Below are 25,943 nucleotides of genomic sequence, written 5' to 3'. Positions count from 1 at the left end.
CCCTTGTAGGAGCGGCCTTGTGTCGCGAAAGGGCTGCAACGCAGCCCCAGCAATCTCAAGTCACTACTTGATAGCACGGCACATACGCCGCCCCACCCGGCAACTTCATCCGGTGCTGGTCGACAAACGCCTGCAACAGGCGCCCCAACGGCTCCAGCACCGCTGCATCCCCCCGGATCTGATACGGCCCGTGTTCCTCGATCAGCCGTATCCCCTTGTCCTTCACGTTCCCCGCCACGATCCCGGAAAACGCCCGGCGCAGGTTGGCCGCCAGTTCATGGGCCGGCAAGTCGCGACGCAGGGCCAGTTCGGCCATGTTGGCGTGGGTCGGGTCGAACGGGTGCTGGAAGCCGCCGTCGATTTTCAGCAGCCAGTTGAAGTGGAAGGCGTCGTTGCGCTCGCGGCGGAACTGCTTGACCTCCTTGAGCCCCTCGACCATGTGCCGGGCCACTTCGGCCGGGTCGTCGATGATGATCTGATAGTGCTGCTGCGCAGCTTCGCCGAGGGTGGCGCCGACAAAGGCATGCAGCTGCTGCAGGAAAGGTTCGGCGCTGCGCGGCCCGGTGAGCACCACCGGGAAGGGCAAGGCCTGGTTGTCCGGGTGCATGAGGATGCCGAGCAGGTAGAGGAACTCCTCGGCGGTGCCGGCGCCGCCGGGGAAGATGATGATGCCGTGGCCGACACGCACGAAGGCTTCCAGGCGCTTCTCGATGTCCGGCAGGATCACCAGTTCGTTGACGATCGGGTTTGGCGCCTCGGCGGCGATAATGCCCGGCTCGGTCAGGCCCAGGTAGCGGCTGCCGTGCATGCGCTGCTTGGCGTGGGCGATGGTCGCACCCTTCATCGGGCCCTTCATCACACCCGGGCCGCAGCCCGTGCAGACGTCCAGCTTGCGCAGGCCCAGTTCGTGGCCGACCTTCTTGGTGTACTGGTACTCCTCGCTGCTGATCGAGTGGCCGCCCCAGCACACCACCATCTTCGGCTCCACGCCCGGGCGCAGGGTACGGGCGTTGCGCAGCAGGTGGAAGACGTAGTCGGTGATGCCCTGGGAGCTTTCCAGGTCGATGCGCTGGCTGGCCAGCTCGCTTTCGGTGTAGACGATGTCGCGCAGGGCGCTGAACAGCATCTCGCGGGTACTGGCGATCATTTCGCCATCGACGAACGCGTCGGCTGGCGCGTTCAGAAGCTCCAGGCGCACGCCGCGGTCTTGTTGATGGATACGGACTTCGAAGTCCTTGTACGCCTCGAGAATGGTCTTGGCGTTGTCGACATGGGCGCCGGTGTTGAGAATGGCCAGGGCGCACTGGCGGAACAAGGTGTAGAGGCTACCGGTACCCACTTCACTCAGTTGCTGGACTTCACGTTGCGACAGCGTCTCCAGGCTGCCTTTGGGGCTGACGGATGCATTGATGACATGGCGTTGAGGCATCTAAGTCGTTCCTGTGCAGGTAAAAACATCCTTGCAAGACAACACCATACCGATCCCTGCACGTCAACCTAAAAGGCGTTGCACACCCAGGGTGATCGCCAGGCCGCCACCGACCAGCCACAGGTTGAGGATTGCCCCGGTGACCAGCGCCCTGGGCCCGGCCTGGCGGATCTGGCTCCAGCGGGTTTCCATGCCCAGTGCGGTCATGGCCATGGTCAGAGCGAAAGTGTCCAGGCTGTTGACCGTCTGGGTCACGCTGCCCGGCAGCACCTGCAGCGAGTTCACCAGCACCAGGGCGAGGAAGCCGAAGGCGAACCAGGGCATGGCGATGCGGCCGTTGCCTTGTGCCTGGCCTGGTTGGCGCGAACGGCTGATCCACAGGCCCACCACCAGCAGCACCGGTACCAGCAGCATCACCCGGGTCATCTTGACGATGGTGGCGATGTGCGTGGCTTCGGGGCTGACATTGCTGGCCGCGCCCACCACCTGGGCCACTTCGTGAACCGTGCCACCGAGGAACAGGCCGGCGCCCATGGTGTCCAGGTGCAGCCAGCCGGCATTGATCGCCAGCGGGTAGAGGAACATCGACAGGGTACCGAACAGCACCACACTGCCGACTGCCATGGCGCTCTTGTGCGGGGCGCTGCGCAGCGCCGATTCGAACGCCAGCACGGCGGCAGCGCCACAGATCGCACTGCCGGCTGCTGTGAGCAGGGCGGTATCACGGTCCAGCTTGAACAGTCGGGTGCCGCACCACAGGCCGATCAACAGGGTGCTGGTCACCACCAGCAACGACACGGTCAAGCCGGACCAGCCGACTTCGGCAACCTCTTGCAGGCTGACACGCAAGCCGAAGAAGGCCACGGCGATGCGCAGCAGCCCGCGGGCCGAGAAGTTGATGCCAGCCGCCCAGCTGGCCGGCACGCCATCGCGCAGGGCGTTGCCGTACAGGGCGCCGGCGACGATGCCAACGATCAGCGGGCTGATGCCCAGGCTGGCGATGGCCGGCAGCGCTGCCAGCTGAGTCACGGCCAGCGCGAACAGCGCGACGAACAGGATGCCGTTGAGCCGCCCTCGGGTGGAGAGGGTGGGCGCCAACGCGGGGTTGGAAGTTGCCGTGGCCATGTGGGTCCTCCGGGGAAGGTGTTTCGACATGGCCTACGATAATCTGGTTATAAGCTTATAAAAAATCGTAATTCAGGATGGCAAATATCCGTATTGCTGATATTTTCAGCAAATGACCCCAGAACAACTGATAACCTTCGCCACCGTCGCCGAGCACGGCAACATCAGCCATGCGGCTCAGGCCCTGCACCTGTCGCAGCCTGCGGTGTCCGGCCAGCTCAAGTTGCTGCAGGAGGATTTCGGCGAGCCTCTGTACCAGCGTGCCGGCCGCGGCGTGCGCCTGACCGCTGCCGGCGAGCAACTGCTGGCCCATGCCCAGCGCCTGCGCGACACGTTCCGCCAGGCCCAGGCATTGTGCGAGGCCATACGCGGGCTGGAACGCGGCACCTTGCGCATCGGTGCCAGCACCACGCCGGCCAGCTACCTGCTGCCGTACCTGATCGCCGATTTCCATGCACGTTATCCAGAGGTGCTGGTGACCACCTCCCACGGCAACACGGCGGAAATCGTCGCGGCGCTGGACAGCGTCGATATCGCCCTGATCGAAGGCCCCCCTGGGCAGGAGCTGCCATTGGGCACGGGGGTGACGGCGTGGCGTGAGGACGAGATCGTGGCCATCGTGCCAAGTGGTCACCCGCTGGCTGCCAGCGATGAGCAGACATTACCGTCGCTGGGCGCCTACCCGCTGGTGCTGCGGGAAAGTGGCTCGGGGGTACGACAGATCGTCGAGCGTGCGTTCGCCCGGCATGGCGTGGCGATGCGCGTGGCACTGGAGATCGCCGGGGTGGAAGGGGTGAAAGAAGCCGTGCGGGCCGGGATGGGGATTGGCTTTGTCTCGGCCATGTCGATCCGCCACGAGGATGGGGTGTTGCGACAGCTACGGATAACACCGGAGCCGCTGGTGCGGCGCTTTTCCATTTTGCTGCCCCATGCCGCCACGCCGTCGCGGGCGGCGGCGCGGTTAATGGAGCTGTGTCTGGGGGCACAGGCGTGATCAATTCACCTTGAACACATGCTTCATGTAGGCCACGAAGTTCTCGTCCCGGCACTGGGTCTTGCCCGGGCTGTCGGAGATCTTGGCCACCGGCGCGCCATTGCAGTCGGTCATCTTGATCACCATGTTCATCGGCTCCACCCCCGGGATGTCGCAGGTCAGCCGGGTGCCGATGCCAAAGCTCACGTTGATCTGCGCGTGCAAGGCCCGATACAGGCCCAGCGCCTTGGTGAAGTCCAGCCCGTCGGAGAAGATCAGCGTCTTGCCCTTCGGGTCGATACCCAGCCGCTCATAGTGGGCGATAGCCTTCTGCGCCCACACCAGCGGGTCTCCGGAGTCGTGCCGCAGGCCGTCGAACAGCTTGGCGAAGTACAGGTCGAAATCCCCCATGAAGGCGTCCATGGTGATGCAGTCGGTCAAGGCGATGCCCAGCAACCCGCGGTACTCGCGCACCCAGCATTCCAGCGCGGCGACCTGGCTGTCGACCAGGCGCGGGCCGAGTTGCTGGTGCGCCATGAACCACTCATGGGCCATGGTGCCGAGCGGCTTGAGCTCATACTCGCGGGCCAGGTGCACGTTGCTGGTGCCGACGAAGCGCCCGGGGAAGTCACGCTTGAGGATGTGCACCACCTCTTCCTGCACCGGGTAGGAAAACCGCCGTCGCGTACCGAATTCGGCCAGCTGGAAGCCGGCCAGTTCCTCGGCACTGGCCTCTGCCTTGAGCCAGTCGAGCTTCTGGTACAGGCGCTCGCCCACCTGTTCGATCACCACATCAGGGTAGCGGTGCCGGTTGCGCACCTCGCTGATGATCGCCAGCAACGGGATCTCGTAGAGGATCACGTGCAGCCACGGCCCGCGCACGCGAATTGCCAGCTGCCCGGCAGCGTCCAGGCCGGCCTGCACATAGCGCGGGTTGAAGCGGAACAGGCTGAGAAAGCGGATGAAGTCCGGCTTGAGGAACGGGATCTTTTCCAGATAGGCCAACTGGTCGTGGGTGACGGTGACCTCGGCCAGCTGCTCGATCTCGTGGCGGATCTCTGCCAGGTACGGGGCCAGGTCCTCACCATTGCGGCAGCGGAACTCCCATTCCACCTCGGCGTTGGGATAGTTGTGCAGCACCGCCTGCATCATGGTGATCTTGTAGAAGTCGGTGTCCAGCAGGTTCTGGATGATCCGTGGGCCGAAAACGCTTTCGCTCATGGGCGGTCTTCCTTGATCAGAGAGAGCTGGTAGTCGAGCGCGGCTTCATCGCCGCACAGGATCACGCCTTCGGCGGCCAGTGCACCGCAGGCAGCGATGGCGCCTTCCTGGGTCAGGGCGCGGCAGGCCGGCAGGTACAGCAGCACCTGGAAACCGGCCTGGCGCAATTGCCGGGCGGTGGTCTTGACGCAGTAGTCCAGGGCCAGGCCGCCGACGATCACCGCGCCGACCTGTTGCACCTTGAGAAACTCGATGACTCCGGTGGAGCGGCGCTCGGCGAGGTCGTGGTAGCAGGCGCCGTAAGGGTGCAGGTCAGGCTCGACGCCTTTCCAGACGAAGTAGTCGTAGTCGATGGGGGCGGGCAGGCCGGGCAGCAGTTCGAAGCCAGGGGTACCGGGGATGCAGTGGCTGACCCAGGTCAGGTCGGCGTTGGCCAGGGGCAGGGGTTGCAGCATTTCAGCGGGTTCGGTCACCACCCAGGCCGCGTTGGCCGGGTGGGCGTCCTTGCTGCCCAGACGCAGGTCGGCGCGCAGGGCCATGGCGTTGAGGTCCGGGGCGATCTCATTGCCTTCCGGTACCGGCAACTCCTGAGGGGCATTGGCGGTGAAGCCGTTCTGCGCGTCTACATCGAAACTGGCGATCTTCATGACGGATCTCCCTGCTGGAATGGCTATATAATTCACCTGGTGTAATAAGTGTGTCAAGTAGCAATTTTTACTGGCTCCTGGGTTGCCATACTTAGAAGCTCTGGTGGATTATTGTGACGATGAAGAAGGAGCTCCCGGTGAGTACAGTCGAAGTCCTGGCCAGTGTCGATATCGTCGCCTTGCGCCTGGCCCCTGATGCCCAGCATCTGCAAGTGTTGTTGCACCGTCGTGAGCGTGAACCCCACTCCGGCCAATGGGCCTTGCCCGGCGTGATCGTCAATGGCCGCATCCCGGACACCAGCCTGGAGGGCGCTGCCCAGCGTGCCCTGCGCGAAAAGGCCCAGGTGTTGCCGCGCCACCTTGAACAGGTGGGTACCGAAGGCAACGCCTTTCGCGACCCGCGGGGTTGGTCGTTGAGCACCTACTACCTGGCTTTGCTTGACCCACAGCAGCAGGTCGAAGGTGAACAGCTGGCGTTTTTCGACCTGAACAGCGTGATTGACCGCAAGGTGCTGCTGCCGTTCGACCATAACCTGCTGGCCGAGCGGGCCCGCGAACGATTGGCGGCGAAGACGGTGTACAGCAGCCTGCCACTGCACCTGCTGGCGGAGAAATTCACCGTGCTCGATGCGCAGGGGGCGGTGCAGGCGTGCCTGGGGCAGGCGGTGAACAACACCTCGCTGCGCAAGCGCCTGGAGCGCTTGCGCGAGCTGGGTTGGGTGAGGGATACCGGGGAGAAGAACCAGCCCAGACTGGGCCGGCCGCAGCAGTTGTATCAGTACACGCCGCAGGGCGGGCGGGTGTTCATGTTCGACCGGAGCCTGTTGCCCGAAGGCGCCTGAACGATGCTTTATTTGTTGGCGCGGTCTTTGTGGGAGCGGCCTTGCGTCGCGAAAGGGCCGCGCAGCGGCCCCAGCAATTGGTGATTTTGCGCTGAAATCCTGGGGCCGCTATGCGGCCCTTTCGCGACGCAAGGCCCACATTCGGTTGCGTTCGGTCAGGTCAATGCGCGCAGCGGCTGGTATCGCCTTGCTCGGCCGGGGCCTTGCGCGCCGCTGCCAGAATGGTCGCCAGTACGATCAGGGCAGCACCGGCAGCCATGCGCAGGCTCGGCTGGTCACCGAACAGCCACCAGGCGCCAAGGATCGCGTACACCGGCTCCAGTGCGATGATCATGCCGGCAGTGCGCGCTTCCAGCCCTTCCAGGCTCTTGACGAACAGGTACTGCGACAGCCCGGTGCAGAACACGCCCAGCAGAGCCAGATTGATCCAGTCATTGCTGCCCAGGCTGGTGTTACCCAGGTGGGTGAAGGCAAACGGTGCCACCAGCGCAGCCACCACCACGTTTTGCCAGAACGCCACCTGCATGGCATTCATGCTCGACCGGTTGCGGCGGTTGGCCACGGTCAGCAGGGCGAAGGCCAGGCCCGAGCCCAGGCCCCAGAGCAGGCCGACGGTGCCCTTGTCGAGCAGGTCGAAGGTCGGTACCACCAGCACCAGGCCTGCCGTCACCATCAACAGCAACAAGCCCTGCACCGCGCCGATGCGCTGGCCGAACACACCGCGCTCGATCATCGCGATGAAGGCCGGGAAACTGGCAAAGCCGAGGGTGGCGACCGCCACGCCGCCGACCTTGACGGCGATGAAGAAGGTCACCCAGTGGGTCGCCAGCAGGGCGCCGGTCAGACCCAGCACCGGCAGGTTGCGCAGGGTCAGCGCGTCGAGCAGGCGGGTGCCCTTGAGCCCGGCGACAAAGCCCAGGGCGATGAAGGCGAAGGTGGCGCGGCCGAAGGTGATGATGCTGGCGTCGGCCTCGATCAGGTGACCGAGGATACCGGTCAGGCCGAACAGCACAGCGGCGATGTGGGCAACGCACAGGGCGTTACGGTGGCCGGTGGCAGCACCGGCTACGGGGATTGAACTCGCGATCATGGCAGTCAAGTCTTCACAATGTGGCGCGCGCATACACTCCCGGTTGCGCGTCGCGGGTCTCTAATACTGGGAGTTTTATCGTTATGAGCCCGGACGAACTGCCCGGTGCAAAAAGGCGCCACAGCGTTGGAATTGTGAAGCGAGGCTGTTTTACTCGCGAATACCACACCGGTCAGCCCACGGCGCGGGGCTGGTCGATGTGTGTATTATTTTTGTATACACGGTTTGAAAGCCGATTGCGGGCGACATGTGCTTGTCTGATCGCGCCATTGGTTATTGCCTTGTAGCGCCTTCTTATTCCTCACCGTAATTCATGATCGACAGCAGGCGGATCGGCACCTGCACCAGCTGCTCGGGGCCGTGCGGGGTTTCGCCGTCGAAGGTCAGGCTGTCGCCAGCTTCCATGCGATAGAGCTGGTTGCCGTGGCGGTAGACCAGTTCACCTTCCAGCAAATGCAGGAACTCGGTACCGGGGTGGGCAAAGGTCGGGAACTCTTCGCTGGCGTCGTCCATGGTCACCATGTACGCCTCGAAGTTTTTCTTCGGCCCCCTGGCGTGATTGAGCAAATGGTAGGTATGGCCCTTCTCGGTGCCACGGCGCACCACCTCCAGCCCCTCGCCGGCTTTGACCAGCAAGGCATTGCCATCGGGCTGGTCGTACTGGCTGAAGAGCTTGGCCATCGGCATGCCCAGCACATCGCACAAGCGGCTCAGGGTATCGAGGCTGGTCGATACCTGGGCGTTCTCGATCTTGCTCAGCATGCCTTGGCTGATGCCGGCAATGCGCGCCACATCGGCGAGCTTGAGCGACTGGGCCTGGCGCTGGCGCTTGATCTGCAGGCCTAGGTACTGCTCCAGGCGAAGGCGCGGTTGGGTTTCGGTTGGCATCGAATGTCCTGCACGGTTTCAGTTCAAGAATAAAGTTTTCGCACTGGGAAAGTGCGAAAGGCGGCTGCGTTGGCCGTCGTTTTCCTCAGGTGAAAACAAGTTTCCCATAATTACAGCAGAAAAACCTGTCTGAAATGTGTGCTGCCTGTACCGGCCTCTTCGCGGGCAAGCCCGCTCCTACAAGGGTTGCGCGGTCCCTATAGGAGCGGGCATGCCCGCGAAGAGGCCCGATCAGGCAACACAAGACGCAAACCCTGGATCAAGTTGGCAAGCGCATTGCATTCCTGTGAGGAAAGTAAGTTTCCTTTGCGGAATCAGTGGCCCTCACCCAGGAGTGATCAACCCATGTTGCCAGCAGACACCCAGCGCACCCTCGACCAGTACGGCATCAAGTATGTGTTGGCCCAGTTCGTCGATATCCACGGTTCGGCGAAGACCAAGTCGGTGCCGGTATCGGGCCTGAAGATGGTGGCGGAAGAGGGCGCCGGCTTTGCCGGGTTCGCCATCTGCGGCATGGGCATGGAGCCCCACGGCCCCGACTTCATGGCCCGTGGCGACCTGTCCACGCTGATCCCGGTACCGTGGCAGCCGGGCTACGGCCGGGTCGTGTGCGTCGGCCATGTCAACGGCCAGCCCTGGCCCTATGACAGCCGCCATGTATTGCAGCAGCAGGTGCAGCGCCTGGCTGACAAGGGCTGGACCCTCAACACCGGCCTGGAGCCCGAGTTCAGCCTGTTCCGCCGTGATGAAAGCGGCAAGCTGCAGCTGGTGGACGCCTCTGACAACCTCGACAAGCCCTGCTACGACTACAAGGGCCTGTCGCGTTCGCGGCTGTTCCTCGAACGCCTTACCGAGGCCCTGCAGCCGGTCGGCTTCGACATCTACCAGATCGACCACGAGGACGCCAACGGCCAATTCGAGATCAACTACACCTATAGCGACGCCATGGAGTCGGCCGACCGCTTCACCTTCTTCCGCATGGCTGCCGGCGAGATCGCCAACGACCTGGGCATGATCTGCTCGTTCATGCCCAAGCCCGACCCCAAGCGCGCCGGCAATGGCATGCATTTCCACCTGTCGCTGGCCAGCAGCAGCAACAAGAACCTGTTCCACGACCCGTCCGACAGCAGCGGCATGGGCCTGTCGAAACTGGCTTATCACTTCGCCGCCGGCCTGCTGGCCCACGGCGCGGCGCTGTGTGCCTTCGCCGCGCCGACAGTCAACTCCTACAAGCGCCTGGTGGTCGGCCGCTCGCTGTCCGGCGCCACCTGGGCCCCGGCTTTCGTCGCCTACGGCGCCAACAACCGCTCGGCGATGGTGCGCATCCCTTATGGCCGCCTGGAGTTCCGGTTGCCGGACGCTGGCTGCAACCCCTACCTGGTCACCGCCGCGATCATCGCCGCTGGCCTCGATGGCATCGACCGCCAGCTGGAGCCGGGCGAGATGTGCAACGAGAACCTCTACAACCTGAGCCTGGAAGAAATCGCCGCACGCGGCATCAAGACCTTGCCGCAATCGCTCAAGGAAGCCGCCGACGCCCTGGAAGCCGACCCCTTGTTCCGCGAGGTGCTTGGCGCCGAGATCGTCGACGAGTTCATCAAGCTCAAGCGCATGGAGTGGGTGGAGTATTGCCGCCACGTCTCCGACTGGGAAATCCAGCGCTACACCGAATTCTTCTGACCGCCAACCCTGTCCCTGGGTAGCGGCGAATGCAGCGGCTACCCACTGCCTAGAAGGAGTATCACCATGTGTGGAATCGTAGGTCTGTACCTCAAGAAGCCAGAGCTGGAAGCCCAGCTCGGCAAGCTCTTCGAACCCATGCTGCAAGCCATGACCGACCGCGGCCCGGACAGCGCCGGCTTTGCCATCTATGGCGACGAAGTGGCCGATGGCTGGGTCAAGCTGACCCTGCAGGCGACGGACATCAACTACCCCTGGGCGGCCCTGATGGGCCAACTGGAAGGGCGCCTGGGTTGTTCACTGGACTGGTTCCAGAACGCCAGCGCTGCCGTGCTCAAGGTCCATACCGATGAAGCCCCCGTGCGCGCCGCGCTGGCCGAGCTGGCGCCGGAGGTGCGCATCATGAGCGCCGGGCAGAGCATCGAAATCCTCAAGGGCATGGGCCTGCCGGCGGAAATCTCCAGCCGCTTCGGTTTGGCCGGCATGAAGGGCAGCCACATCATTGGCCATACCCGCATGGCCACCGAAAGCGCCGTGACCATGGAAGGCAGCCACCCGTTCTCCACTGGCGCCGACCTGTGCCTGGTGCACAACGGCTCGCTGTCCAACCACTTCCGCCTGCGCCAGGCACTCAAGCGCGAGGGCATCGCCTTCGAGACCGACAACGACACCGAGGTGGCCGCCGGCTACCTGACCTGGCGCCTGCAGCAGGGCGATACCCTGGCCCAGGCCCTGGATGGCGCCCTGGAAGACCTGGACGGCTTTTTCACCTTCGCCATCGGCACCCGCAACGGCTTTGCCGTGATCCGCGACCCGATTGCCTGCAAGCCGGCCGTGCTCGCGGAAACCGACGACTACGTGGCCATGGCCTCGGAATACCAAGCCCTGGCCAGCCTGCCGGGTATCGACAAGGCCAAGGTCTGGGAACCGGCGCCGGCCACCCTGTACGTCTGGGAACGCGAAAGCGCCTGACACTCACCGAACCCCTGGAGACATTCATGAAGACGATCGACCTTTCCAGCGCCTCGGTGCGCGTACTCAACCAGTCCCTGCATGGCGAGGTGCAGGACCGTGAATGGCGGGTGACCCACCCCGACGGCAAGCACAACCTGGCCGTGGGCATTAACGCCGACGTGTCGGTGGATATCGAAGGCCATGCCGGCTACTACTGCGCCGGCATGAACCAGCAAGCCAACGTCACTGTGCACGGCAATGTCGGTGTGGGCGTGGCCGAGAACATGATGTCCGGCTCGGTGCGGGTCAAGGGCAGCGCCTCCCAGGCCGCCGGCGCCACCGCCCATGGCGGGCTATTGGTGATCGAGGGCGATGCCGGTGCGCGTTGCGGCATCTCGATGAAGGGCGTGGACATCGTGGTTGGCGGCAGTATCGGTCACATGAGCTGCTTCATGGGCCAGGCTGGGCGCCTGGTGGTGTGCGGCGATGCTGGCGATGCGCTGGGCGATTCGCTGTACGAGGTGCGCATCTACGTCAAGGGGGCGGTGCAGTCATTGGGTTCTGACTGCATCGAAAAAGAGATGCGCGCCGAGCACCTGCAAGAGCTGCAGGAATTGCTGAACAAGGCTGGCCTTGCGCACAAGGCCGGCGATTTCAAACGCTACGGCTCGGCCCGGCAGCTGTACAACTTCAAAGTCGACAACGCCAGCGCGTACTGATCCAGGAGCATTCCCATGAGCGAGCAATTCCCCCCGGTACTGCGTGAGTCGGCCACCTTCGATCGCCTGACCATCCAGGAAATCCAGCGTGCCGCCGAAACCGGCATCTACGACATCCGTGGCGGCGGCACCAAGCGCCGCGTGCCGCACTTCGACGACCTGCTGCTGCTCGGCGCCAGCGTGTCGCGCTACCCGCTGGAAGGCTACCGGGAAAAGTGCGGCACCGACGTGGTGCTGGGCAACCGCTTCGCCAAGAAGCCGATCCACCTGAAAATCCCGGTGACCATCGCCGGCATGAGCTTCGGCGCGCTGTCGGCCAACGCCAAGGAAGCCCTCGGCCGTGGCGCGACCATTGCCGGCACCAGCACCACCACCGGTGACGGCGGCATGACCCCGGAAGAGCGCGGCCAGTCGCAGCACCTGGTGTACCAGTACCTGCCGTCGCGCTACGGCATGAACCCCGATGACCTGCGCAAGGCCGATGCCATCGAGATCGTTCTTGGTCAGGGTGCCAAGCCCGGCGGTGGCGGCATGCTGCTGGGCATGAAGGTCACCGAACGCGTCGCCGGGATGCGCACCTTGCCGATTGGCGTCGACCAGCGCAGTGCCTGTCGCCATCCGGACTGGACCGGCCCGGACGACCTGGCGATCAAGATTGCCGAGCTCCGCGAGATCACCGACTGGGAGAAGCCGATCTACGTGAAGATCGGCGCCAGCCGCCCGTACTACGACGTCAAGCTGGCGGTGAAGGCCGGTGCCGACGTGATCGTGCTTGACGGCATGCAGGGCGGCACGGCAGCCACCCAGGAAGTGTTCATCGAGCACGTCGGCATTCCCATCCTGCCCGCCATTCCCCAAGCGGTGCAGGCGTTGCAGGAGATGGGCATGCACCGCAAGGTGCAGCTGATCGTTTCCGGTGGCATCCGCAACGGTGCCGACGTGGCCAAGGCCATGGCCCTGGGCGCCGATGCCGTGGCGATCGGCACGGCGGCGTTGATCGCCCTGGGCGACAACCACCCGCGGCTGGACAGTGAACTGAAGAAGATCGGCTCGGCCGCAGGCTTCTACGACGACTGGCAGAACGGCCGCGACCCGGCCGGCATTACCACCCAGGACCCGGAACTGGCCAGGCGCCTGAACCCGGAAGAGGCCGGCCGGCGCCTGGCCAACTACCTGCGGGTGCTGGTGCTGGAGGCGCAGACCATGGCCCGCGCCTGCGGCAAGTCGCACCTGCACAACCTTGACCCGGAGGATCTGGTGGCGTTGACCGTGGAGGCTGCTGCCATGGCCCGGGTGCCATTGGCAGGGACTGCTTGGGTGCCAGGCCAGGCGCAGTACTGATTCGACCATCTGGGGCCGCTTTGCGGCCCTTTCGCGACACAAGGCCGCTCCCACAGGAGACCGCGCAAGCTCGGCAACTGCGGTCTCCCTGTAGGAGCGGCCTTGTGTCGCGAAAGGGCTGCAAAGCAGCCCCAGCTGCATTCCCCATTCGCACAGGAGTGACTCCATGAAGCTTGCCCTAGCTGTTGTGCTGTTCGCGTTGACGCCCTTGGCTCACGCCGCCGAACCCACCCTGGACACCGGCAACACCGCCTGGATGATCTGCGCGGCAATGTTCGTGCTGATGATGTGCATCCCGGGCCTGGCGCTGTTCTATGGCGGCATGGTGCGGGCGAAGAACTTCCTTTCGGTGTTCACCCAGCTGTTCGCCGTGGCCGGGGTGATCGGCATCCTCTGGGTGCTGTTCGGCTACAGCCTGGTGGTGGATACCAGCGGCATGGTCGAAGGGCAGCTGACCTTCAACAGCTTCATCGGCGGCCTGGACAAGGCGCTGATGCTGGACATCGGCCACGACAGCCTGGTGGGCAGCATCCCGGAAGGGGTGTTCGCGGTATTCCAGCTGACGTTTGCCATCATCACACCGGCACTGATCGCTGGCGGTTTTGCCGAGCGCATGAAGTTCAGCGCCTCGCTGCTGTTCATGGCGGCCTGGTTCGTTCTGGTGTACGCGCCGATCGCCCATATGGTGTGGGGCGGGCCGGGGGCGCTGATGGTCAACTGGGGGGTGCTGGATTTTGCCGGCGGCACCGCCGTGCATATCAACTCGGGTGTGGCAGCGCTGGTGGCGGCGTTGATGTTGGGCAAGCGCAAAGGCTACCCGCAGACGGCCATGCCGCCGCACAACCTCGGCTTCACTCTGGTGGGGGCAGGGTTGCTGTGGGTGGGCTGGTTCGGCTTCAACGTAGGCTCCGGGCTTGCGGCCAACGAAGGGGCAGGGGTGGTGATGCTGGCAACCATGGTGGCGGCGTGTGCCGGGATTGTCGGCTGGTTGCTGACCGAGAAGGTCATGCATGGCCGGCCTACTGCATTGGGTGCGGCATCGGGGGCTTTGGCCGGACTGGTGGGGATCACGCCGGCCTGTGCTTTTGTCGGGCCGTTGGGCGCGGTGGCTATCGGGTTACTGACCGGGGCGATCTGCTTCTTTGCCGTGACCCGCTTGAAGCAGGTGCTGGGGTACGACGACAGCCTCGATGTGTTCGGGCTGCATGGGGTAGGCGGGATGGTGGGGGCGGTGTTGACCGGGGTGTTTGCCGCGCCGGCGTTGGGCGGGTATGTGGAGGGCGCTTCGCCAATCGGGCAGGCGTTGGTGCAGCTCAAGGGCGTGGCCTTTACCTTCGTCTATTGCTTCGTGGTGAGCTGGGCGATCCTCGGGGCGATCAAGCTGACCGTGGGGCTGCGGGCCAGCCGGGAAGAGGAAGAGCAGGGGCTGGACCTTGCCGAGCACAACGAGCGGGCTTACAACCTCTGATTCATGGGTTGCCCGTACCGGCCTGTTCGCGGGTAAACCCGCGAACAGGCCGGTGCAGGTGAATCAGTGACTCATGGCCAGCTTTGCACTGGTCTGGCGGCGACGGTAGGCACTGTCACGGCTGGCCAGCCACCAGTACAGCGGCGAAGTCACTGCCAGACCCACCAGCCACGACAGGTCGGCCCCGTTGATGTGCTCGGAAATCGGCCCGACATACAGCGGCGTGTTCATGAACGGGATCTGCACCACGATACCCACCGCGTAGGCAATCAGCGCCTGCGGGTTGTAACGGCCGTAGATACCGCCATCGACCTTGAAGATCGACTGGATGTCGTAGTCGCCTTTGTGGATGGCATAGAAGTCGATCAGGTTGATCGCCGTCCACGGCACCAGCACCACCAGCAGCACAAGCACCATGTCGACGAAGTGGCCGATGAAGTCGGCCGAGGCGAACACCGCCACCACGCAGCAGGCGGCCAGCACGATCAACGACAGCACCGCACGGCTTTTGGCGGTGGGTATCCAGCGGTAGGCGAAGGTCTGGATCAGGGTGATGATCGACAGCACCGCACCATACAGGTTGAGGGCGTTGTGGCTGATCACGCTGAGCAGGAACAGCACCAGCATTACCGGGCCCAGGGTGCCGGTAGCGAGCTTGACCGCGTCCATGGTGTCCATGCCGGCCGGAATCGCCAGCACCGCCACGGCGCCGAAGATGAACGACAGGCTCGAACCCAAGGCCGAGCCCAGGTAGGTGGTCCAGAAGGTCGAGCTGACTTTCACGTCAGCCGGCAGGTAGCGCGAGTAGTCCGACACGTACGGTGCGAAAGCGATCTGCCACAGCGCCGCCAGCGACACGGTGGCCAGCCAGCCGGCCAGGTTGAAGCCGCCGCGGGTGAGGAAATCGTCACTTTGCACATGGCTGAAGATGTAGCCGAAGCCGACCACGATGCCGATGCCCAGCACCCAGGTGCCGATGCGGTTGAGCACATGGATGAAGCGGTAGCCGATGATGCCGATGATGCCCGAGCCCAGCGCACCGATGACGATGCCCACCGGCACCGGTACGGCCTCGACCACGCCATGCAGCGATTTGCCGGCCAGGACGATGTTGGAGGCGAAGAAGCCGATGTACATCACCCCGGCAATCACCACCACCAGCAACGCGCCGAGAGTGCCGAACTGGGCACGGCTCTGGATCATCTGCGGGATACCCATCTGCGGGCCCTGGGCCGAGTGCAGCGCCATCAGCACGCCGCCGACCAGGTGGCCGACCAGTATGGCGACGATGCCCCACACCAGGTTCAGGTGAAACAGTTGCACGCCCAGCGCGCCGGTGACGATGGGCAGTGGTGCGATGTTGCCGCCGAACCACAGTGTGAACAGATCCCTCACCTTTCCATGGCGGTCTTCCGGCGGCACGTAGCCGATCGTGTGTTTTTCTATCAGGGGTGCCGAATTGGCTGCACTGGTCATGACTGACTCCAAGGCAAGGTGGGGCATCGGGTGCTGCCCGGGTGCGTGCCGTCGAAGGGCGACGCGTTCTTGTTGGAGCGATGATGCGGGGCGCGGGGAGAACGAGAAATTAGTAAATATGTGCCCATAAACCTTAAAAAACCTAAGGCTGACAAAAGGTTAAGCGGTGGACGGTAGCAAGGAGGGTGCCAGTTGGCGGCAAGGCTTGAAGTAGAAGGGGTCGCTGTCGTCAGCGCTGCATCGAGGTGAGCTGCACGGGTGCAGTGTGCGCACTGACGGTGCATGTTTGAAATTCTGCTATCGAGCGGAACGAACTGCCGATCGGCGATCTCCTATCCAGAGATGGATGGCAATGTGCCCGGGACCTCCCAGACATGAGAACGCTTCAGCAACGCCCCAGGAATACCTTCAAACCGCCACCGGGCTTCCTGCTCAACGGCGGCAGCATTGGCAACCTGCTGCAGTCGATGGACTGGAGCGGCTTGCCGCTGGGCCCTCCCCGCACCTGGTCGCGGCACTTGCAGGCGGTGATGGGCACGCTGTTACCAGCCCAGGCACAGTTCGTGTTGTTCTGGGGCGATGACTACGTTGCCCTGTATAACGATGCCTACATCCCGACGATCGGCACCAAGCACCCGCAGGCCCTTGGACGGCCAGCGCAGGACAACTGGAGCGAATTATGGGATGACCTCGAGCCGCTGTTGCGCGATGTGCGTGAGACCGGCAAGACGTTCTGGGCCAAGGACCGCCCTTTCTATATAGAACGTCGAGGGCTCGGCGAAACCGTCTACTTCGATGTGTCCTATTCCGCCGTGCACGAGGCCGATGGCAGCGTTGGCGGCGTGCTGTGCCTGGTCAGCGAAACCACCGAGCGGGTGCGCTTCCAGCAGCGCCAGGCGTTTTTGCTGGAACTGGGCCGCACCTTGCCAGGGCTGGGCGAAGCTGAGCGCATCGAGGCCTATGCCGTGCAGCGTCTGGCCGAGGAGCTGGGCGCGGCGCGGGTCTGCTTCGGCGAGGACCAAGGGGATGGCAGCAGTTTCAGGGTGGCCCGCGAATGGGTCGACGGCGTGCCGTCGATGGTCGGTCAGCATGCCTATGCCACCTTCGGCGCGTCGCTGCGCGAGCAGCTGGCGGCGGGCCAGCTGGTGCAGCAGGCCTACGAGGCACAACGCGATGGCCTGTGCGCCACGCTGCATGTCCCGGTGCTGCGCGCCGGGCGCCTGGAAGCGATGCTGGGCGTGCATTTCCATACCCCGCGCCAGTGTTTCGAAGATGACTGTCAACTGGTCGAAGAAACCGCCAAACAGGCCTGGGCAGCCATCACCCATGCGCGCGCCGAGCGCGCACTGCACCTGCTCAACCAGAGCCTTGAAGACCGCGTAGCGGCGGTTCTGGCCCAGCGTGAGGCAGCGATGCTGCAGCTGCACGAAGCGCACAAGCTGGAAATGATCGGGCAATTGACCGGCGGCATCGCCCATGACCTCAACAACATGCTCACGCCGATCATCGCCTCGTTCGAGCTGCTGCGCCGGCACCCGCAATCCGAGCGCGCACCGCGCCTGATCGATGGCGGCCTGCAGGCGGCCGAAAGGGCGCGCAACCTGGTGGGCCGGCTGCTCAGCTTCGCTCGTCGGCAGACCCTCAAGCCACAGGCGGTATCGCTGGCGGCGCTGGTGGAGGACATGCACGAGCTGATGGCGCGCTCGCTGGGGCCGACCATCGCCGTGCAGGTGCAGATAGACCCGGCGCTGCCCGCCGTGCTGGCCGACCCTCACCAGCTGGAGCTGGCCCTGCTCAACCTGGTGGTCAATGCCCGGGATGCGCTGCCCGAGGGCGGCACGCTTGCCATCGCGGCCGGGCTAGACAGCGACGGCCCCCCCAGGCCGGCAGGGGTGGCTGCGGCACGGTTGCTCTGGTTGCAGGTGCGCGACAATGGCTGCGGCATGGATGAAGAGCAACTGCGCCGTTGCGTCGAGCCGTTCTACTCGACCAAGGGCGTGGGCAAGGGTACCGGGCTGGGGTTGCCGATGGTGCAGGGCCTGGCCGTGCAGTCCGGTGGCGGTTTCGACATCTGCTCCAGCCCAGGCCTGGGCACTGCGGCGACCTTGTGGTTGCCGCTCAGCGAAGTCGCTGCGTCATGCCCCCATGATGAGGTGAGCGAGGTCCGTCAGGCCGAACGGCCGAGCCGGGTGCTGCTGGTGGACGATGAAGAGATCGTGCGCCATGCCACTGCCCTGCAATTGCGTGACCTGGGTTACGAAGTCACCGAGGCCCCTGGCCCGGCAGAGGCGTTGCACCTGGTGGCACAAGGCTGGCTGCCGGATGTGCTGGTCACCGACCACGTCATGGCCGAGATGACCGGCGTGCGCTTCGCCCAGCAGATGCGTGAGCACCAACTGGACCTGCCGGTGCTGATCATCACTGGCTATGCCAACCTGACCCCACGCGAACTCAAGGGTTTCGAAGTGCTGCGCAAGCCCTACCGCCAGGCGGAACTGGCCCAGAGCGTGGCGCGGCTGCTGGCCGGCAAGCGCTGATAAGCCGCCGCGCACGGCGGAGTACGCTTGGGAGGGCCTGGATGGCCTAGCGCATGAAGTGCACTTTGCCCGTGTCGTCGTTACCCATGTACATGCCATACACCCCGGCCTGGCGTTCGAGGATGTAGCGCTCGAGGATCTGCCGGATCGCCGGGTAATAGATTTCGTCCCACGGAATTTCGTCAGGTTCGAAGAACTTGTAGGCCAGGGTTTCCGGCCCGTACTGCCCGGTCTCTTCGGTGACGCTGGCGCGGAAGATGATATACACCTCGCTTATCTTCGGCACGCTGAAGATGGAGTAGGGCGAGACGATGTCGGCGCGCACGCCGCTTTCTTCCCACACCTCGCGCAGCGCCGCCTGCTCGGTGGTCTCGCCGGCCTCCATGAACCCGGCCGGCAAGGTCCAGGTGCCGGGGCGCGGCGGGATGGCGCGCTGGCACAGCAGGTACTTGCCGTCGCGCTCGATGATGCAGCCGGCGATGATCTTCGGGTTGATGTAGTGGATGTAGCCGCAGCCGGTGCAATGCAGGCGCTCGTGGGTGTCGCCTGTTGGAACGCCCCGGGCCAGTTCCGTGGTGCAGTGCGGGCAGTAGCGCGGGGCGTTGGGCATGGTCAGCGGCCTATGCGGGGTTCGATGCGGGGTTCTTTCAGGGCCAGGGGCTCGACCATGTCGCGTACCTTGGTGCTGTCATCCTGCTTCTGGCGCAGGTAGTCCAGGGCCACCTTGGCGGCGGCGCGGACGTGGTCGACCGAGGCCTGGTGGGCCACCAGCGGGTCGCCGCCCTTGATCGCCTCGACGATCTTTTCCATCTCGCGGTTGCTGGCGCCGCGGCGGTTTTCCTGCGACACCGAGGTGGCGCGCAAGTAGCTGATGCGTGCCTGCAGCTGGCGCAGCTGCTGGGCGGCGACCTGGTTGCCGGAGCCTTCCAGCAGCACGTCGTAGAAGCCTTGCACCGAGTCCAGCACCTGTTGCAGCTCGCCCTCTTCGAGCGCTTCGCGGTTGACCTCGAGGGCGCGCTCAAGGGCACGGATGTCCTTGGCCTTGGCGTTGAGGGTGAACAATTGCACGATCAGGCCTTCGAGCACGCAACGCAGCTCGTAGATATCGCGGGCGTCTTCCAGGGTGATGATGGCCACGCGCGGGCCCTTGGCATCGGCGAATTCCACCAGGCCTTCGGATTCCAGGTGGCGCAGGGCCTCGCGTACCGAGGTGCGGCTGACCCCGAGGCGGTCGCAAAGGTCGCGTTCGACCAGGCGGTCGCCCGGTAGCAGGTGGAAGTTCATGATCGCGCCGCGCAGCTTGTCGAGCACGATTTCGCGCAGGGTAACGGGGTTGCGGTTGACCTTGAAGCTGTCGTCGAGGGGCTGGCGTTTCATCAAGTGCGCTCTGAATGAGGCTGCCCGGCCGCAACCGCTAAAGCACCGCGAACCATCGGTGCTCCTTGCGTGGGTTCGAACAGCCCGCTGTTAACGGGTTGACTCCGCATCGGCTTCAGCGAACGCTTCGCGGGCCAGGCGGAAGCTGTCCACCGCCGCGGGCACGCCGCAATAAATGCCGACCTGGAGCAGGATCTCGCGAATCTGTTCACGGCTCAGGCCATTACGCAATGCGCCGCGAATGTGCAGCTTGAGCTCGTGGGGCCTGTTGAGCGCGGAAATCATGGCCAAGTTTATCATGCTGCGCTCTTTGAGCGAGAGGCCTTCGCGGCCCCAGACGTGGCCCCAGCAATACTCGGTGACCAGCTCTTGCAGCGGCTTGGTGAAGTCGTCGGCGTTCTGGATCGAGCGGTTGACGTATTCCTCGCCCAGTACCTGAGTGCGGATCTGCAGGCCTTTCTCGTACTTTTCGTTGCTCATGCGCAGTACTCCGGAATAAAACAGGGGCTGCAACCGAGGGTGAGACGATTAGTGCAGCCCCTAAAAATGGGGTGTTGCTGACATTTTGGGGCTGCTTTGCAGCCCTTTCGCGACACAAGGCCGCTCCTACAAGGGACCGCGATCTCCAGTAGGAGCGGCCTTGTGTCGCGAAAGGGCCGCACAGCGGCCCCAGAATTTCAAAGGTCAGCCCAAGGGCGGCAGGGCGCCCAGCTTGCCTTTGTGGTAGACCATCGGCGTCACCGGCTCGGCCGGGAGCACCAGGTTCTTCACCGCGCCGACGATGATCGCGTGGTCACCGCCGTCGTATTCGCGCCACAGTTCGCATTCGATGATCGCCGTGGCCTTGGTCAGCAGCGGGTTGCCCAGCTCGCTCAGCTGCCATTCGACACCTTTGGCCTTGTCCTTGCCCTTGCCGGCGAAGGCATAGGCCTCGGCGGTCTGGTCGGCAGACAGCAGGTGAATGGCGAACCGCTTGCTGTCACGCAGGATCGGGTAGGTGTCCGATGCGTAGTTGGGGCAGAACAGCACCAGCGCCGGCTCGATCGACAGCGCGCTGAACGCGCTGGCGGTGATGCCGACGATGCCACCGTCGGCGTCCAGGGTGGTGACCACAGTGACACCGGACGGGAAGGAGCCCATCACGTCTTTGTAGATGCCGGGTTCGATCATCTCGTGTATCTCCTAGCGCATCACGAACGGGTCGGGCATCGGCGCGGTGGACAGGTTGATCCACACGGTCTTCAGCTCGGTATAGGCCAGCACCGAATCGATGCCGCTCTCACGGCCGTAGCCGCTGTTCTTGAAACCGCCGATCGGCGCCATGGCCGACACGGCGCGGTAGGTGTTGACCCAGATGATCCCCGAGCGCACATCGCGGGCCAGGCGGTGGGCACGGCCCAGGTCGCGGGTCCAGATGCCGGCGGCAAGGCCGAACTGCGAGTCGTTGGCGATGGCCAGGGCCTCTTCCTCGGTCTTGAAGCGGATCACCGCAGCGACCGGGCCGAACACCTCTTCCTGCATGATGGTCATCGAGTTGCTGTGGCACTCGAACAGAGTCGGCTCGTAGAACCAGCCTTCACCTTCGACCTCGGCACGCTTGCCGCCCATGTGCAGCTTGGCGCCTTCGGCCTTGGCCGCAGCGACCAGGCCTTCGACCACGCCCAGTTGCTGTGCGGTGGCCATAGGGCCCATTTCGCTGGCGTCGTCCTGCGGGTTGCCGATCTTGATGCGCTTGGCGCGGGCGATCAGGCGCTCGACGAATTCATCGAAGATCTCGTCCTGTACCAGCAGGCGCGAGCCGGCCACGCAGCTCTGGCCGGAGGCTGCATAGATGCCGGCCACGGCGCCGTTGATGGCGCTGTCCAGGTCGGCGTCGGCGAAGATGATGTTCGGCGACTTGCCGCCCAGCTCCAGCGACAGCTTGGCGAAGTTCTCGGCGCTGCTGCGCACCACATGGCGGGCAGTAGCGGCGCCGCCGGTGAAGGCGATCTTGCGCACCAGCGGGTGGCGGGTCAGCGCCGCGCCGGTGCTTGGGCCGTAGCCGGTGACCACGTTGACCACGCCCGCCGGGAAGCCGGCTTCCAGGGCCAGGCGAGCCAGCTCGAGGATGGTCGCCGAGGCGTGCTCGGACGGCTTGAGCACGATGGTGTTGCCGGCAGCCAGTGCCGGGGCCAGCTTGATCGCGGTCAGGTACAGCGGGCTGTTCCACGGGATGATCCCGGCTACCACGCCGATCGGCTCGTGCACGGTGTAGGCGAACAGGTCGGGCTTGTCCAGCGGCAGGGTGCCGCCTTCGAGCTTGTCGGCCAGGCCCGCGGTGTAGTGGAAGAACTCCGGCAGGTAACCGACCTGGCCGCGGGTTTCGCGGATCAGCTTGCCGTTGTCACGGCTTTCCAGCTGGGCCAGGTGTTCCTTGTTTTCGGCGATCAGATCCCCCAGGCGACGCAGCAGCTTGCCGCGTGCGGTGGCAGTGATGCTGCGCCACGCCTTGCTGTCGAAGGCACGCTGGGCGGCCTGCACGGCCAACTCGACATCGGCTTCGTCGGCGTCGGGCAGTTGCGCCCAGGCCTGGGCGGTGGCCGGGTTGAGGCTGTCGAAGGTCTTGCCGCTCTGGGCATCGAGCCATTGGCCGTCGATGCACATCTGGAAACGAACGAGGGTCATGCAACAATCCCCTTGGCGGATTCGGTGAGGGTGCGGGCTTGGGCGAGGAAGTCCAGCAGCATCTTGTTGACTTCACGCGGGGCTTCCACTGGCATCATATGCCGTTGCTCGGCGAGGACCACGCTTTGTGCGCCAGGAATGCTGGCGGCGAGCTGGCGGGTCATGGCCGGGGTGGAGCCCGAGTCGAGTTCGCCGGTGGCGATCAGGGTCGGCACCTGAATGCTGCCCAGGTCGCTTGCGCGATACATGTCCTGGGTGGCGAACAGCGAATAAGTGGTGTGGTAACCCTGCGGGTCGTTGTTCGCCAGCACCTGGCGAATGGCAGCGACCTGCGCCGGGTTGGCAGCCTTGTATTCACGGCTGAACCAGCGATCGAGGGCGGCGTCGACGTTGGCGTCGGGGCCCAGTTCCGCAGCCTGGGCGGCGCGGGCGATGACGCCGGCACTCTGCTCGGGGGTGCGGTTGAACACGCTGTTGAGCACGACCAGCGCAGCCAGGCGCTGCGGGTAGTGCAGGGCGAAGGCACGGGCGACCAGGCCACCCATGGAGAAGCCGATGACCGTGGCTTGCTGAACCTGCAGGTGGTCGAGCAGCTCGGCGAGCTGGCCGGCATAGCCTTCCAGGCCGGTGTCGGCGGCCGGCAATGCGCTCTGGCCGTGGCCGAGCATGTCGTAGGCGATGACGCGGTAGTCGTTGGCCAGGCCAACGATCTGACCGCCCCACATTTCCTTGTTCAGGCCCACGCCGTGGATCAATACCACAGGTTGGCCCTGGCCGACGGACAGGTAGCTGGTGCCGGCAGGTGTACGTTCAGCGACAGGCTGAATCATGGAGGGCGCTCCTTGAAGGTCGGGCGCGGCGGGTAAGCACGCCACGCCCCGGCCCGTCTTGGTTGTTGTTATTGAGCGTTGGCTTTTTCGGCAGCCAGTTCTTCCAGGTCGATGTAGCGGTTGCCGATGCGCGGGTGCAGGCGGCCGCCGTCGGCTGCGCCCAGGACCACGACGATTTCATCGGCGCGCGGGGCGTCTTCGATCTGCATTTCCAGGGTGATGTAGTGCGAACGCAGGCCTTCGTCGTCCTTCTGCATCATCGGGATCTGGATCGAGGTGCCCGGGCCGCCACGCTTGTTGGTGAAGCTCAGGTAGCTCTTGGCCTGTACCGCTTCGCGGTAGTGGTTGCCGAAGCGCAGGGTGTGGATCACCGCCGAGGCGTGTTCGATTTCACCGTCGGCGCCGACCACGGCAGCCTTGCCGTAGGCTTCAATCTTGTCGGCACCGCCGATGGCGGCGGTCAGGCGCTCGACCATCAGGGCACCCAGCTCGGAGCAGTTGGCGCGGATTTCCGGCTTCAGATCTTCAACGAAACCGCGACCGGCCCATGGGTTCTTGATCACAACGGCCAGGCCGACCATGGTCACCGGCTTGTCGGTGGCCTTGCCGCCTTCGATGCGGGTCTCTTCGGAGTAGGTGACGATCTTGCGGATTTCGAAACTCATGGGTGGCTCCTGGTGAGGGTTATCAGCTCTTGTTGTCTGATGGTATACCATAATATTTGTTGTGCAAGAGGCGGCTTGAAATTTCTCTTGCGGGGGGACGAAAGGTGGGCTGATCCCTTGAATTCTGCGCCATCTGTGCCGGCCTCTTCGCGGGCACGCCCGCTCCCACAGAGGCCGGTACAGGTTTCAAAAAAAAAGCCCGCTCACGCGGGCCACAGGGGCCCACGAGAGCGGGCGCGTCCCGCAATGACTCAGGCAATGGGAATTCAGGCGAACGCCGGCACCACTTCCTTGATGAACAGCTCGAGCGACTTCTTCTTCTCGGCATGGGGCAGGCTGTTGTCGCACCAGAAGCTGAACTCGTCGACACCAAGCTCCTGGTAGTACTTGATGCGGGCGATGATCTCTTCCGGCGTGCCGATCATGGTGTTCTTGCGGATGTTCTCCAGCTGGAACGCCGGCACTTCGGCAAACTTCGACTCGGGGCTTGGCTCGAGGAAGCCATTGACCGGCACGGTCTTGTTGCCGAACCAGGCATCGAAGGTGCGATAGAAGCGCGAGATGGCCTGGGCACCGATCTTCCAGCCTTCAGGCTCGGCCGGGCTGTGCACATGGGTGTGGCGCAGCACCATCAGTTGCGGGCGTGGTACGTCCGGGTTGTTGTCGAGCGCGGCCTGGAACTTGTTCTTCAGGTCCAGCACTTCCTCGTCGCCCTTCATCAATGGGGTGACCATGACGTTGCAGCCGTTGGCCACGGCGAAGTTGTGCGAGTCTGGGTCGCGGGCAGCGATCCACATCGGTGGGGTGGCATTGAACGGCTTCGGCACGCTGGTGGAGGTAGGGAACTTGTAGACTTCGCCGTCGTGGGCGTAGTCGCCTTCCCACAGCTTGCGCACCACCGGGACCATTTCACGCAGGGCTTTGCCGCCGTCGGTGGCCGGCATGCCATTGGCCATGCGGTCGAACTCGAACTGGTAGGCACCCCGGGCCAGGCCCACTTCCATGCGGCCGTTGCTGATCACGTCGAGCAGGGCGCATTCACCGGCCACGCGAATCGGGTTCCAGAACGGCGCGATGATGGTGCCGGCACCCAGGCGGATCTTCTCGGTACGCGCGGCGAGGTACGCCAGCAGCGGCATCGGGCTTGGCGAGATGGTGTATTCCATGGCGTGGTGTTCGCCGATCCACACGGTGCTGAAACCGCCGTGCTCGGCCATCAGGGTCAGTTCGGTCAGGTCTTCGAACAGCTGGCGGTGGCTGACCTGTTCATCCCAACGTTCCATGTGCACGAACAACGAAAATTTCATGGGGCTTTCCTCAACGCTTGAAAGTGTCTGTCGCCCGCCAGGGCAGGCGCCAGGTGTCTCGATTCAGAATAGGCTTCAGGCAAAGGCTGGCAGGCTGGCCATCTTGCCGCGGCAGTAGATCATCGGCCGGGGTGCTTCGGCCGGGACGATCAGGTTGTGTACCTTGCCGACCATGATGGCGTGGTCGCCACCTTCATACTCGCGCCACAGTTCGCACTCGATGACGGCGGTGGCGCCGGCCAGGATCGGGTTGCCCAGCTCGCTCAGGCTCCACTCGATGCCGGTGGCCTTGTCCTTGCCTTTCTTGGCGAACGCGTAGGCTTCGGCCTGCTGTTCACCAGAGAGCAGGTGAATGGCGAAGCGCTTCTGCTTGATCAGCACAGGGTAGGAGTCGGAGGTGTAGTTGGGGCAGAACAGCACCAGCGGCGGGTCCATCGACAGGGAGGAGAAGGCGCTGGCGGTCAGGCCGACGACCGAGCCGTCGTCGTCCAGGGTGGTGATGACGGTAACGCCGGACGGGAAGGAGCCCAGGACGTTCTTGTAGAGGGTTGCGTCGATCATCTGGTGTACCTCTGAAGGGCTGCGGTGGTCCGCGGTTTTTATCGTTGATGTGTCTGATGGTATACCGTAATACCTATTTTGCAAGCGGAATTTTCAGCCCTGTTTTTTCACGATGAACGGCTCAAGGCCACGTAGTCCGTGGGCTTTAG

General features: G+C 64.2%; 24 protein-coding genes. 8 read left to right on the top strand and 16 right to left on the bottom strand.

Features of this window, described 5'->3' with window-relative positions; genetic code table 11:
* Window positions 1-55 precede the first annotated feature (55 nt).
* Both ppnN and ACIPW4_RS20440 read right to left on the bottom strand, forming a co-directional pair.
* Window positions 56-1,429 (bottom strand): nucleotide 5'-monophosphate nucleosidase PpnN, encoded by a 1,374-nt coding sequence (gene ppnN, locus ACIPW4_RS20445; RefSeq protein WP_400660966.1) that lies wholly within the window; start codon window positions 1,427-1,429, stop codon window positions 56-58.
* Window positions 1,430-1,492: 63 nt separating this feature from the next.
* Window positions 1,493-2,554 carry a YeiH family protein gene (locus ACIPW4_RS20440; protein ID WP_400660964.1) on the bottom strand — a complete coding sequence of 354 codons (1,062 nt, stop codon included), beginning with the start codon at window positions 2,552-2,554 and terminating at the stop codon, window positions 1,493-1,495.
* Between the two features lie 112 nt (window positions 2,555-2,666).
* Between ACIPW4_RS20440 and ACIPW4_RS20435 the strand changes: the two genes are divergently transcribed.
* Complete coding sequence (locus ACIPW4_RS20435; protein WP_400660962.1) at window positions 2,667-3,548, top strand: LysR family transcriptional regulator; 882 nt, start codon at window positions 2,667-2,669, stop codon at window positions 3,546-3,548.
* On the opposite strand, the gene pncB is transcribed toward ACIPW4_RS20435, so the two are convergent.
* Together pncB and ACIPW4_RS20425 are read right to left on the bottom strand one after the other, a co-directional pair.
* Window positions 3,549-4,748 (bottom strand): nicotinate phosphoribosyltransferase, encoded by a 1,200-nt coding sequence (gene pncB / locus ACIPW4_RS20430; RefSeq protein WP_400660960.1) that lies wholly within the window; start codon window positions 4,746-4,748, stop codon window positions 3,549-3,551.
* Window positions 4,745-5,395 carry an isochorismatase family protein gene (locus tag ACIPW4_RS20425; protein ID WP_400660958.1) on the bottom strand — a complete coding sequence of 217 codons (651 nt, stop codon included), beginning with the start codon at window positions 5,393-5,395 and terminating at the stop codon, window positions 4,745-4,747. Before ACIPW4_RS20425 ends, pncB begins: the two co-directional genes overlap by 4 nt.
* A gap of 137 nt (window positions 5,396-5,532) precedes the next feature.
* On the opposite strand from ACIPW4_RS20425, the gene ACIPW4_RS20420 reads away from it, so the two are divergent.
* Window positions 5,533-6,237, top strand: a complete 705-nt coding sequence (locus tag ACIPW4_RS20420) for an NUDIX hydrolase (protein WP_400660956.1) — start codon at window positions 5,533-5,535, stop codon at window positions 6,235-6,237.
* Between the two features lie 160 nt (window positions 6,238-6,397).
* On the opposite strand, the gene ACIPW4_RS20415 is transcribed toward ACIPW4_RS20420, so the two are convergent.
* Window positions 6,398-7,327: a DMT family transporter gene (locus tag ACIPW4_RS20415; protein ID WP_400660955.1), complete on the bottom strand. Its 930-nt coding sequence runs from the start codon at window positions 7,325-7,327 to the stop codon at window positions 6,398-6,400.
* Window positions 7,328-7,621: 294 nt separating this feature from the next.
* Window positions 7,622-8,215, bottom strand: a complete 594-nt coding sequence (locus ACIPW4_RS20410; protein ID WP_400660953.1) for a helix-turn-helix domain-containing protein — start codon at window positions 8,213-8,215, stop codon at window positions 7,622-7,624.
* Window positions 8,216-8,560: 345 nt separating this feature from the next.
* Here ACIPW4_RS20410 and glnT point away from each other — a divergent pair, with 345 nt between their 5' ends.
* From glnT to ACIPW4_RS20385, 5 genes are all read left to right on the top strand, one after another.
* On the top strand, window positions 8,561-9,895 hold the full coding sequence (gene glnT / locus ACIPW4_RS20405) for a type III glutamate--ammonia ligase (protein WP_400660951.1): 1,335 nt from the start codon (window positions 8,561-8,563) through the stop codon (window positions 9,893-9,895).
* A gap of 66 nt (window positions 9,896-9,961) precedes the next feature.
* Window positions 9,962-10,867 (top strand): glutamine amidotransferase family protein, encoded by a 906-nt coding sequence (locus ACIPW4_RS20400; protein WP_400660950.1) that lies wholly within the window; start codon window positions 9,962-9,964, stop codon window positions 10,865-10,867.
* A 26-nt stretch (window positions 10,868-10,893) separates the two neighbouring features.
* Window positions 10,894-11,568: a protein glxC gene (locus tag ACIPW4_RS20395; protein ID WP_400660948.1), complete on the top strand. Its 675-nt coding sequence runs from the start codon at window positions 10,894-10,896 to the stop codon at window positions 11,566-11,568.
* Window positions 11,569-11,583: 15 nt separating this feature from the next.
* Complete coding sequence (locus ACIPW4_RS20390; protein WP_400660947.1) at window positions 11,584-12,909, top strand: FMN-binding glutamate synthase family protein; 1,326 nt, start codon at window positions 11,584-11,586, stop codon at window positions 12,907-12,909.
* Between the two features lie 166 nt (window positions 12,910-13,075).
* The gene (locus ACIPW4_RS20385) at window positions 13,076-14,377 is read left to right on the top strand and encodes an ammonium transporter (RefSeq protein ID WP_400660945.1); all 1,302 of its coding nucleotides are present in this window, start codon (window positions 13,076-13,078) and stop codon (window positions 14,375-14,377) included.
* A 63-nt stretch (window positions 14,378-14,440) separates the two neighbouring features.
* Here the strand turns inward: ACIPW4_RS20385 and ACIPW4_RS20380 are convergent, their stop codons facing one another.
* Complete coding sequence (locus tag ACIPW4_RS20380; RefSeq protein WP_400660943.1) at window positions 14,441-15,853, bottom strand: purine-cytosine permease family protein; 1,413 nt, start codon at window positions 15,851-15,853, stop codon at window positions 14,441-14,443.
* A gap of 374 nt (window positions 15,854-16,227) precedes the next feature.
* On the opposite strand from ACIPW4_RS20380, the gene ACIPW4_RS20375 reads away from it, so the two are divergent.
* Complete coding sequence (locus ACIPW4_RS20375) at window positions 16,228-18,390, top strand: ATP-binding protein (protein ID WP_400660941.1); 2,163 nt, start codon at window positions 16,228-16,230, stop codon at window positions 18,388-18,390.
* 46 nt (window positions 18,391-18,436) lie between these two features.
* Here the strand turns inward: ACIPW4_RS20375 and ACIPW4_RS20370 are convergent, their stop codons facing one another.
* The 9 genes from ACIPW4_RS20370 to ACIPW4_RS20330 all read right to left on the bottom strand — a co-directional run bounded on the left by ACIPW4_RS20370 (window position 18,437) and on the right by ACIPW4_RS20330 (window position 25,794).
* The gene (locus tag ACIPW4_RS20370; protein ID WP_400660939.1) at window positions 18,437-19,000 is read right to left on the bottom strand and encodes an NUDIX hydrolase; all 564 of its coding nucleotides are present in this window, start codon (window positions 18,998-19,000) and stop codon (window positions 18,437-18,439) included.
* A gap of 2 nt (window positions 19,001-19,002) precedes the next feature.
* Window positions 19,003-19,767, bottom strand: coding sequence for a GntR family transcriptional regulator (locus ACIPW4_RS20365; RefSeq protein WP_400660937.1), 765 nt, complete (start codon window positions 19,765-19,767; stop codon window positions 19,003-19,005).
* A 90-nt stretch (window positions 19,768-19,857) separates the two neighbouring features.
* Window positions 19,858-20,247, bottom strand: a complete 390-nt coding sequence (locus ACIPW4_RS20360; protein ID WP_060513326.1) for a carboxymuconolactone decarboxylase family protein — start codon at window positions 20,245-20,247, stop codon at window positions 19,858-19,860.
* Window positions 20,248-20,451: 204 nt separating this feature from the next.
* A complete protein-coding gene (locus ACIPW4_RS20355; RefSeq protein WP_400660935.1) occupies window positions 20,452-20,937 on the bottom strand; it encodes a flavin reductase family protein in 486 nt (161 codons plus the stop codon).
* 12 nt (window positions 20,938-20,949) lie between these two features.
* Window positions 20,950-22,431, bottom strand: a complete 1,482-nt coding sequence (locus ACIPW4_RS20350) for an aldehyde dehydrogenase (protein WP_400660933.1) — start codon at window positions 22,429-22,431, stop codon at window positions 20,950-20,952.
* Window positions 22,428-23,261, bottom strand: coding sequence for an alpha/beta fold hydrolase (locus ACIPW4_RS20345; protein ID WP_400660931.1), 834 nt, complete (start codon window positions 23,259-23,261; stop codon window positions 22,428-22,430). Before ACIPW4_RS20345 ends, ACIPW4_RS20350 begins: the two co-directional genes overlap by 4 nt.
* Window positions 23,262-23,329: 68 nt before the next feature.
* Window positions 23,330-23,926 (bottom strand): amino acid synthesis family protein, encoded by a 597-nt coding sequence (locus ACIPW4_RS20340; RefSeq protein ID WP_003256068.1) that lies wholly within the window; start codon window positions 23,924-23,926, stop codon window positions 23,330-23,332.
* Window positions 23,927-24,192: 266 nt separating this feature from the next.
* Complete coding sequence (locus tag ACIPW4_RS20335) at window positions 24,193-25,233, bottom strand: LLM class flavin-dependent oxidoreductase (protein WP_400660929.1); 1,041 nt, start codon at window positions 25,231-25,233, stop codon at window positions 24,193-24,195.
* A 75-nt stretch (window positions 25,234-25,308) separates the two neighbouring features.
* A complete protein-coding gene (locus ACIPW4_RS20330) occupies window positions 25,309-25,794 on the bottom strand; it encodes a flavin reductase family protein (RefSeq protein WP_400660927.1) in 486 nt (161 codons plus the stop codon).
* Window positions 25,795-25,943: the final 149 nt, after the last annotated feature.

The organism is Pseudomonas sp. NPDC089996 (assembly GCF_044748405.1).
In the GTDB taxonomy this organism is placed as follows: domain Bacteria; phylum Pseudomonadota; class Gammaproteobacteria; order Pseudomonadales; family Pseudomonadaceae; genus Aquipseudomonas.
Note: the sequence above shows the minus strand (reverse complement) of the source record. Positions and strands in the feature narration are given on the sequence as shown.

What these genes read in the sequence shown, in the direction of transcription:
- ACIPW4_RS20440 (WP_400660964.1), bottom strand. Translation starts at nt 2,554, where the DNA reads ATGGCCACGGCAACTTCCAACCCCGCGTTGGCGCCCACCCTCTCCACC.
- ACIPW4_RS20435 (WP_400660962.1), top strand. Translation starts at nt 2,667, where the DNA reads ATGACCCCAGAACAACTGATAACCTTCGCCACCGTCGCCGAGCACGGC.
- ACIPW4_RS20345 (WP_400660931.1), bottom strand. Translation starts at nt 23,261, where the DNA reads ATGATTCAGCCTGTCGCTGAACGTACACCTGCCGGCACCAGCTACCTG.
- ACIPW4_RS20370 (WP_400660939.1), bottom strand. Translation starts at nt 19,000, where the DNA reads ATGCCCAACGCCCCGCGCTACTGCCCGCACTGCACCACGGAACTGGCC.
- pncB (WP_400660960.1), bottom strand. Translation starts at nt 4,748, where the DNA reads ATGAGCGAAAGCGTTTTCGGCCCACGGATCATCCAGAACCTGCTGGAC.
- glnT (WP_400660951.1), top strand. Translation starts at nt 8,561, where the DNA reads ATGTTGCCAGCAGACACCCAGCGCACCCTCGACCAGTACGGCATCAAG.
- ACIPW4_RS20380 (WP_400660943.1), bottom strand. Translation starts at nt 15,853, where the DNA reads ATGACCAGTGCAGCCAATTCGGCACCCCTGATAGAAAAACACACGATC.
- ACIPW4_RS20390 (WP_400660947.1), top strand. Translation starts at nt 11,584, where the DNA reads ATGAGCGAGCAATTCCCCCCGGTACTGCGTGAGTCGGCCACCTTCGAT.
- ACIPW4_RS20355 (WP_400660935.1), bottom strand. Translation starts at nt 20,937, where the DNA reads ATGATCGAACCCGGCATCTACAAAGACGTGATGGGCTCCTTCCCGTCC.
- ACIPW4_RS20340 (WP_003256068.1), bottom strand. Translation starts at nt 23,926, where the DNA reads ATGAGTTTCGAAATCCGCAAGATCGTCACCTACTCCGAAGAGACCCGC.
- ACIPW4_RS20395 (WP_400660948.1), top strand. Translation starts at nt 10,894, where the DNA reads ATGAAGACGATCGACCTTTCCAGCGCCTCGGTGCGCGTACTCAACCAG.
- ACIPW4_RS20415 (WP_400660955.1), bottom strand. Translation starts at nt 7,327, where the DNA reads ATGATCGCGAGTTCAATCCCCGTAGCCGGTGCTGCCACCGGCCACCGT.
- ACIPW4_RS20425 (WP_400660958.1), bottom strand. Translation starts at nt 5,395, where the DNA reads ATGAAGATCGCCAGTTTCGATGTAGACGCGCAGAACGGCTTCACCGCC.
- ACIPW4_RS20335 (WP_400660929.1), bottom strand. Translation starts at nt 25,233, where the DNA reads ATGAAATTTTCGTTGTTCGTGCACATGGAACGTTGGGATGAACAGGTC.
- ACIPW4_RS20375 (WP_400660941.1), top strand. Translation starts at nt 16,228, where the DNA reads ATGAGAACGCTTCAGCAACGCCCCAGGAATACCTTCAAACCGCCACCG.
- ACIPW4_RS20365 (WP_400660937.1), bottom strand. Translation starts at nt 19,767, where the DNA reads ATGAAACGCCAGCCCCTCGACGACAGCTTCAAGGTCAACCGCAACCCC.
- ACIPW4_RS20350 (WP_400660933.1), bottom strand. Translation starts at nt 22,431, where the DNA reads ATGACCCTCGTTCGTTTCCAGATGTGCATCGACGGCCAATGGCTCGAT.
- ACIPW4_RS20385 (WP_400660945.1), top strand. Translation starts at nt 13,076, where the DNA reads ATGAAGCTTGCCCTAGCTGTTGTGCTGTTCGCGTTGACGCCCTTGGCT.
- ACIPW4_RS20410 (WP_400660953.1), bottom strand. Translation starts at nt 8,215, where the DNA reads ATGCCAACCGAAACCCAACCGCGCCTTCGCCTGGAGCAGTACCTAGGC.
- ACIPW4_RS20400 (WP_400660950.1), top strand. Translation starts at nt 9,962, where the DNA reads ATGTGTGGAATCGTAGGTCTGTACCTCAAGAAGCCAGAGCTGGAAGCC.
- ppnN (WP_400660966.1), bottom strand. Translation starts at nt 1,429, where the DNA reads ATGCCTCAACGCCATGTCATCAATGCATCCGTCAGCCCCAAAGGCAGC.
- ACIPW4_RS20330 (WP_400660927.1), bottom strand. Translation starts at nt 25,794, where the DNA reads ATGATCGACGCAACCCTCTACAAGAACGTCCTGGGCTCCTTCCCGTCC.
- ACIPW4_RS20360 (WP_060513326.1), bottom strand. Translation starts at nt 20,247, where the DNA reads ATGAGCAACGAAAAGTACGAGAAAGGCCTGCAGATCCGCACTCAGGTA.